At 37.9% G+C, this 6701-nt stretch carries 7 protein-coding genes; 4 read left to right on the top strand and 3 right to left on the bottom strand.

The genetic code is table 11. The annotated features are described in order from the left end of the window. The first annotated feature begins 96 nt into the window (after window positions 1-96). From QZ548_RS06710 to QZ548_RS06725, 4 genes are all read left to right on the top strand, one after another. Window positions 97-2919 (top strand): FAD-binding and (Fe-S)-binding domain-containing protein, encoded by a 2823-nt coding sequence (locus QZ548_RS06710; RefSeq protein ID WP_295869218.1) that lies wholly within the window; start codon window positions 97-99, stop codon window positions 2917-2919. Window positions 2920-3068: 149 nt separating this feature from the next. Beyond that, a complete protein-coding gene (locus QZ548_RS06715; protein ID WP_295869220.1) occupies window positions 3069-3671 on the top strand; it encodes a transcriptional regulator in 603 nt (200 codons plus the stop codon). 99 nt (window positions 3672-3770) lie between these two features. Further along, window positions 3771-4394: a tetratricopeptide repeat protein gene (locus tag QZ548_RS06720; protein ID WP_295869221.1), complete on the top strand. Its 624-nt coding sequence runs from the start codon at window positions 3771-3773 to the stop codon at window positions 4392-4394. 2 nt (window positions 4395-4396) lie between these two features. Continuing rightward, a complete protein-coding gene (locus tag QZ548_RS06725; RefSeq protein WP_295869223.1) occupies window positions 4397-4810 on the top strand; it encodes a hypothetical protein in 414 nt (137 codons plus the stop codon). A gap of 10 nt (window positions 4811-4820) precedes the next feature. Here the strand turns inward: QZ548_RS06725 and QZ548_RS06730 are convergent, their stop codons facing one another. The 3 genes from QZ548_RS06730 to rarD all read right to left on the bottom strand — a co-directional run bounded on the left by QZ548_RS06730 (window position 4821) and on the right by rarD (window position 6573). Next, on the bottom strand, window positions 4821-5198 hold the full coding sequence (locus QZ548_RS06730; RefSeq protein WP_119208554.1) for a type II toxin-antitoxin system HicB family antitoxin: 378 nt from the start codon (window positions 5196-5198) through the stop codon (window positions 4821-4823). A 9-nt stretch (window positions 5199-5207) separates the two neighbouring features. Further along, window positions 5208-5384: a type II toxin-antitoxin system HicA family toxin gene (locus tag QZ548_RS06735; RefSeq protein ID WP_059364354.1), complete on the bottom strand. Its 177-nt coding sequence runs from the start codon at window positions 5382-5384 to the stop codon at window positions 5208-5210. A gap of 292 nt (window positions 5385-5676) precedes the next feature. Further along, window positions 5677-6573, bottom strand: coding sequence for an EamA family transporter RarD (gene rarD / locus QZ548_RS06740; RefSeq protein ID WP_295869226.1), 897 nt, complete (start codon window positions 6571-6573; stop codon window positions 5677-5679). Window positions 6574-6701: the final 128 nt, after the last annotated feature.

The following is a 6701-nucleotide window of genomic DNA, read 5'->3' on the forward strand; positions in this document are numbered from 1 at the left end:
GACATATAATTTATGCATAATTATAGTAGTGAGAATGAGAACGGCGTATACTAAATATAAGACAAATTCCTTAAGAGAGGATAGGAGGATATACAAGTGAGTACGCTTATAAAAGATTATGAACGTTTTGCCAAGGAGGCAAAAGAGATTTGCAAAGATCGTGTCTATACTGATCATTTACGTCGTTATGCATATGGTGTTGACGCGTCCTGTTATAGCTATTTACCAAAGGTTGTTGTAAAGGCTGAGGATGAACGTGAAGTAAGACGCCTTATTCGTTTGTGCCAACAATGTGGTACACCATTTACATTCCGTGCAGCTGGTTCTTCTTTATCTGGTCAATGTTCCAGTGAAGATGTGCTTATCGTATGTAATGATGGCTTCAAAAAAATGGAAGTTATCGACGATGGCAAGGCTTTAAAATGCGAATGTGGTGTTATCGGTTCTGATGCAAATGATTTATTGAAACCATACAACCGCAAAATCGGTCCAGATCCAGCTACGCTTGCAACAGCATTAGTAGGCGGTATTTTGAACAATAACTCCTCTGGTATGTGCTGTGGTACGGCTCAAAACTCCTATAAAACTATTCGTTCCATCCGCGTTGTATTGCTAGATGGCACTGTTCTTGATACATCCGATAAAAAATCCATTGAACAATTCCTTCGTGAAAAACCTCAAATGGTAGAAGAAATCTTGCAATTGCGCAAAGAAATTTTAGCTGATGAAGAATTGACTCATTTGATTCATCACAAATACAAAATCAAAAATACTACAGGCTATGGCTTGAACTCCCTTGTTGATTTCGAAGATATTATCGACATCATCAATCACTTGTTCATCGGTTCTGAAGGTACATTGGGCTTCGTATCTGAAATCGTGTACAACACTGTTGAAGACGTACCTCATAAAGGTTGCGGTCTCATGTTCTTCAGCACATTGAACGATGCATCTCTTGCGGTTGTAGCCTTGGCTAATATGGGCCGTGAAAAGGTTGTTGCTGCAGAAATGATGGACTATCAATCCTTAAAAGCAGTTCAAACTCTTGAAAATGTACCAGACTTCGTTCGTGAAGTACCAGAAGGTACAAGTGCCATCTTGTTCCAAACTGAAAGCTATTCCAAAGAAACTGTAGATGAAAACTTAGCTTTCATTAAAGAACAATTGAAAGATATCCCAACAGCTATCCCAAGTCTTTATTCTCAAGATCCTAAAGAATACGATTCCTGGTGGGCAATCCGTAAAGGTATCTTGCCTATCGTTGGTGGTCAACGTAGAAAAGGTACTACTGTTATTACCGAAGACGTTTGCTTCCAAATTGAAGACTTTACTAAAGGCATTGAAATGCTTACTGAATTATTCCACAAATACGATTTCGTTGATGGTGGTGTAATCTTCGGTCATGCTTTGTCTGGTAACGTTCACTTTAACATTACACCTGATTTTAGCGACCCTAAAGATACTAAGAACTTCGGCGACTTGGTAAAAGAAATGTCCGAACGCGTATCTGGTTTCGGTGGCTCTTTGAAAGCCGAACATGGTACAGGCCGCATGGTAGCACCGTTTGTTGAAATGGAATGGGGCCGTAAAGCATACGAAATCAATCGTCGTATCAAAGCTATCTTTGACCCTGAACGCATCTTGAACCCAGATGTTATGATCACTGATGATCCAGATGTGTACAAGAAAAATCTTAAAGCTCAATGCGTTATCGACGATGCTTTCACAATCTGTATGGAATGCGGTTTCTGTGAAAAACATTGTCCAAGCCGTAATTTAACATTGACTCCACGTCAACGTATCGCATTGTTGCGTGAAACTAAACGCCTTGAAAACGAAGGCAACTTCACATTGGCGTCTGAACTTAGAAAAGGCTACGAATACTTCGGCGTAGACACTTGTGCAGCTTGCTCTATGTGTAAAGGCCTTTGCCCACTCAGCATCGATACTGCTCAAATTGCATTGTCCATGCGTCGTATTGATCCACCTGCACCAGAATTGGCTAAGAAAATCTACGATAACTTCTCCACAACACTTCAAATGTGTCGTGCTGGCGTAAGTCTTGAAGGCATTGCTGGTTCCATCATTACACAAAAAGCAATTTCTAAGATTACTGAAGGTTTACATGGCGTAACAGGTGTTACACCATATGTTCCTAAAACAACTCCTAAGGCTAATCGCTACAAATTGAAAAACCGCATCAAACCAACTAACTTTGAAAAGGTTGTATACTTCAGTACATGTGCTAACCGCGCATTCAAACCTAACCAAGGTTATGACGATGATCGCAGCTTGCAACAAGTTGTAGAAAGCCTCTGCAACAAAGCTCATATCGATATTATTTATCCACAACATATCGAAAACCTCTGCTGCGGCTTGAGCTTTGAAAACTACGACGACGTTCATGAACGTGCTGTTAAAGACTTGCACGATGCATTGATGAAAGCATCTCAAAATGGTAAATATCCAATCGTGATCGACCATAGCGCATGCTTCAACCATGCTTTCAAACATATGCCAGACTTAGAAATCAACGATATTTCTGAATTCTTGTGCAAATACGTAGTACCTCATCTTGACATTGAAAAATGCGATGAACGAGTTATCGTACACAAACAATGTAAGATTAAATCTTTGAATAAATCTCAATACATTGAAGACTTGGCTCGTCTATGCACAGACCATGTATTCAATATCAAATCCTTCGCATGTGATGGCTTTGCTGGTCAAAAAGGTTTCTTCACACCAGAACTTAACAAATCTGCTACAAAAGACCTTGCTGGTGAAATTGCTGAATACGGTGCAACACTAGGCGTAAGCTCCAGTTCCACATGTGAAATTGGTCTTGGTGAAAGCGGTGGCATCCCATTCGTAGGTGTTGCATTCCTATTAGACCGTTGCTCTAAGGCTAAGAAATAGGCTGTAACTAAAATACAATAGACTAAACAAAAATAAAGTGCTAACATTCAGTTATAATGTTAGCACTTTATTTTGTGTCTTTGTATGATAGTTTTATATCTACTATATTTGTTTTATGTTTTATTGGTTATTCTTGAATCTAGAAGGAGGTGGGTATATTGGATATAAAAAAAAGGCTTATTTATGATGCTTTTGAAGATAATGATGGTCTGTTAAATTTCAATCAAGTAAAAGAGTTGGGACTTTCTTATTATACGTTAAATTTAATGTTAGCTAATGCAGAAATTTATTCTGATGAACGTGGGCTGTATTCATTACCGAATGTCTATGTAGACGAATGGTTTGGGATCCAGCATAGATTTCCCAAAGGCATATTTAGCTTGGATTCGGCATTATGGTTGCATGGATTATCTTTAACGGTGCCTTTTCAGCCCACTCTTAGCTTTCCCTATGGGACAAATACAAAGAATATAAAACAGAATAATATTTTGCCAATTGTACTGCGATCTTATTATGATATCGGCATTGAACAGTTAGAACGTCAGCCTAAACAGAATATATTTGTGTATTCGAGAGAACGTACATTAGCTGAGTGTTTACGACCGATATATAAAATGGATATACAACTTATATCGACTGCTTTTCAAATATATTTTAATAATGGCCAATATAATCTTGATGAATTATATTATTATGGAAAACTATTTAAAGTAACTCGTAAATTACAATCTTATATAGAGGTGTTAACGTGAGATTTACTAATGCTATCAAAAAAGATTTCTTTATGCTAGTGAAATAACTTATGATAGTACCAATAAGTGTTTATATGAATTATTACATAGGATAAATATATGAAGTTTTTACTGATACTACCGCTTATGGTAATGATAATATTATTTAATGCTGGATGCTCTATGTTAGTAGATAATAATGAAACAAAACAGACATCAGTAGTAGAATCACAAGATAAGAAGAATGAAATGGCAAAGGTTGATAACCATCTAATCGCAGCTAAGCAGGCTTTATCTGCTGGCGATTATGCAAAAGCCATCGAGGAGGCCACAGCTTCTATTAAGAATAATCCTAATAATGCTGAGGCTTATTCTGTGCGAGGTTTCGCAACGGCTTTACATGGCGATACAGCTAAAGGCTTAGCAGATACTAAAAAGGCTTATGAGTTAGATCCTAATAATGTAGCGAATTACTATAATATGGCTATGGTGTACAAGTTACAAGGCCAGTTAAACGATTCTAAACAGTGGTTTGAAAAGGTATTAGAAAAGGACCCTAGTAATACTTGGTCCGTCTATGGTATTGCTACCATTTATGCAGACCAAGGGGATGATACTAAGGCCCTTGATTGGCTTGAAATGGCGATTAACATTGATCCATCTGTGAAAGCTGTAGCCGCTGAACAAGACCATTTCGAGCGCTTTCACAATAATGCGCGATTTAAAACATTAGTTGGCTTATAGATATGGATGTAAAACAGATGATTCGCCTTGTTATAAAGGTAGTAGGATTTATATATTGGTTTGTTTTTCTATACCTTGGTGGTCTAATGGTCGTAGACTGGTCAGGGTTTATGTCCCAACATAATATAGAAACACCTCTATTCCTTACATATTTAGTGTTTGTAGGTTGTTTTGTAACACCGTATATTATGCTGTACTGGAAGAAGCTGAATCCTAATGCGAAAGCTCCATTTTGGGTGCGTCATATCTCCGAATATATGGCGCGATTAGAAGATCGTCATAGTATATGGTTTGATGTATTATATGTACTAAAATTATTGCTCTATTTCGTAATAATTCTGTGGATGCTTTGTATCATATTACTCACCTTAGCAGTTATTGCGTGGACAGTAGTCCTAATTTTGCTAAGCAATTGATGGTGTAAATTTACATTGTTTTCTCCACCAATGCTTCTTGTAAAAGCTGAGAAAAATTAATCCCTTTAGCTAATGCTCTATCGTTAAGCCATGCTGGAATGGTTAATGTTTTCTTTACAGACTTACTATTTTTAGCCAGATCTATATCTGTTTGTACTAATGTAGGATAGGTTGTATCCGTGCAAGGTAAGTTGCGAATAGATGTAGGGGCTGGTAAACTTTCCCCATCTTCTAAAGCTCCTAAAATATATAGCTCCATTGCTTCTTGAGCATTGGTTACGAGTTCTGTTAGGGTTGAGCCAGTACTGCTAGTATATTCTAAGTCTGGAAACTCAGCCCAGAAACCATCAGCGTCATCATGAATTATGGCAGGGTATATAAATTTCATATTTCCTCCTTATTTTAGTCCTGTTCTCTTCAAAATGGCATTTAATAAACCTATAGGTACATCTTTGCCATGTACGGCAATCACTTCGACTTGATCATCTTTTTTCAAACGATGATGACTTCCTCGTTGGCGTACATCCTTCCAACCATTTTTTAACAGTAGTTTAAGTAAATCTTTGTCCTTCATAGGCTCTCCTTTATAGTAACACGTATATACGTATAAAACAATGGATAGGAGTATTACTTATCTCATCTGTAGTCTAGCACCGTTTTTAGCTATATAGTGGTGACCATTGGTCACCTAGGTTTCTATTAGTCACTTGACAATATAGTTTCAGAAATGAACAGTATTAATATAAATAAATCGAATTAATAGGGATAAGAAAATATTTGGATACATGTAAACGTAATAATGTAAAAAAGCTGTATCAAATGTTGAGTGCATTTGATACAGCTTTTTAGTTGATATAGGATATACTTTACTTTTTTAGGCTAATGCGGGTTGTAATTCGATTAGATAGGGAGAACAGTACGAGGGCTACCCAGATACAGCCGAAAGCGGTAAGTTGGGCTGTGCCAAAGCTTTCACCAAAGTAGAAGATAGCCAAGAAAAAGCCCATAGTTGGAGATAGGTATTGTAAGAATCCTAGCACGTTAAGTGGCAATAAACGAGCCCCATATGAAAAAAGGATAAGGGGCACGGATGTAGTAAGGCCTGAAGCAACAAGCAGTAGACCGGTAGGGGTCATGTTTTCAATAAAAGACCATGATGTAGTATCTACTGTTAGCACATACCATAGAGCTATAGGTGTAATAAGCCACGCCTCCATCGCAATACTCGAAAATGGATGGATGGTGAGGCGTTTTTTGATAGCCCCATAGAGACTAAAAGTTACGGCTAGTACTATGGAAATAATCGGTAGCGAACCTAGCTCATAGGTCATGATAGATACACCTAGCACGGCGATGGCGATGCTTAATTTTTGTGACCATAGCAAGGTTTCTTTATAGATGACGATACCTAGCAATACATTGAGTAGTGGATTGATATAGTATCCGAGGCTAGTATCGAGAACGTGTTGGTTGGTAACAGCCCAAATATAGGTGAACCAATTGATACTAATCAGCATAGCAGCAAGTAATAATAGTCCTAATTGAGTAAGGTTGGTGCGTAAATAGTGGATATCGATGCGTAGTTGTTGACGACCGGTGATGATAACAAGGAAAAACATCCAAACACCGGACCAGATGATGCGGTGCGATAGTACTGAAAAGGAAGAAACTTGATTAAGTAGTGCCCAATATAGGGGGAGCAAACCCCAGATTAAGCAGCACAGTAATGTGGTACTGAGCCCTTTTTTGTTTATATCATTCATAATGCAACCTCCTCTTATTGATAGCATTATTATATCATGCTGATAGCTGATAGCTGATAGCTGATAGCTGATAGCTGATAGCTGATAGCTGATAGCTGATAGCTGATAGCTGATAGCTGATAGCTGAT

It is taken from the genome of uncultured Veillonella sp., assembly GCF_915069625.1.
GTDB lineage: Bacteria > Bacillota > Negativicutes > Veillonellales > Veillonellaceae > Veillonella.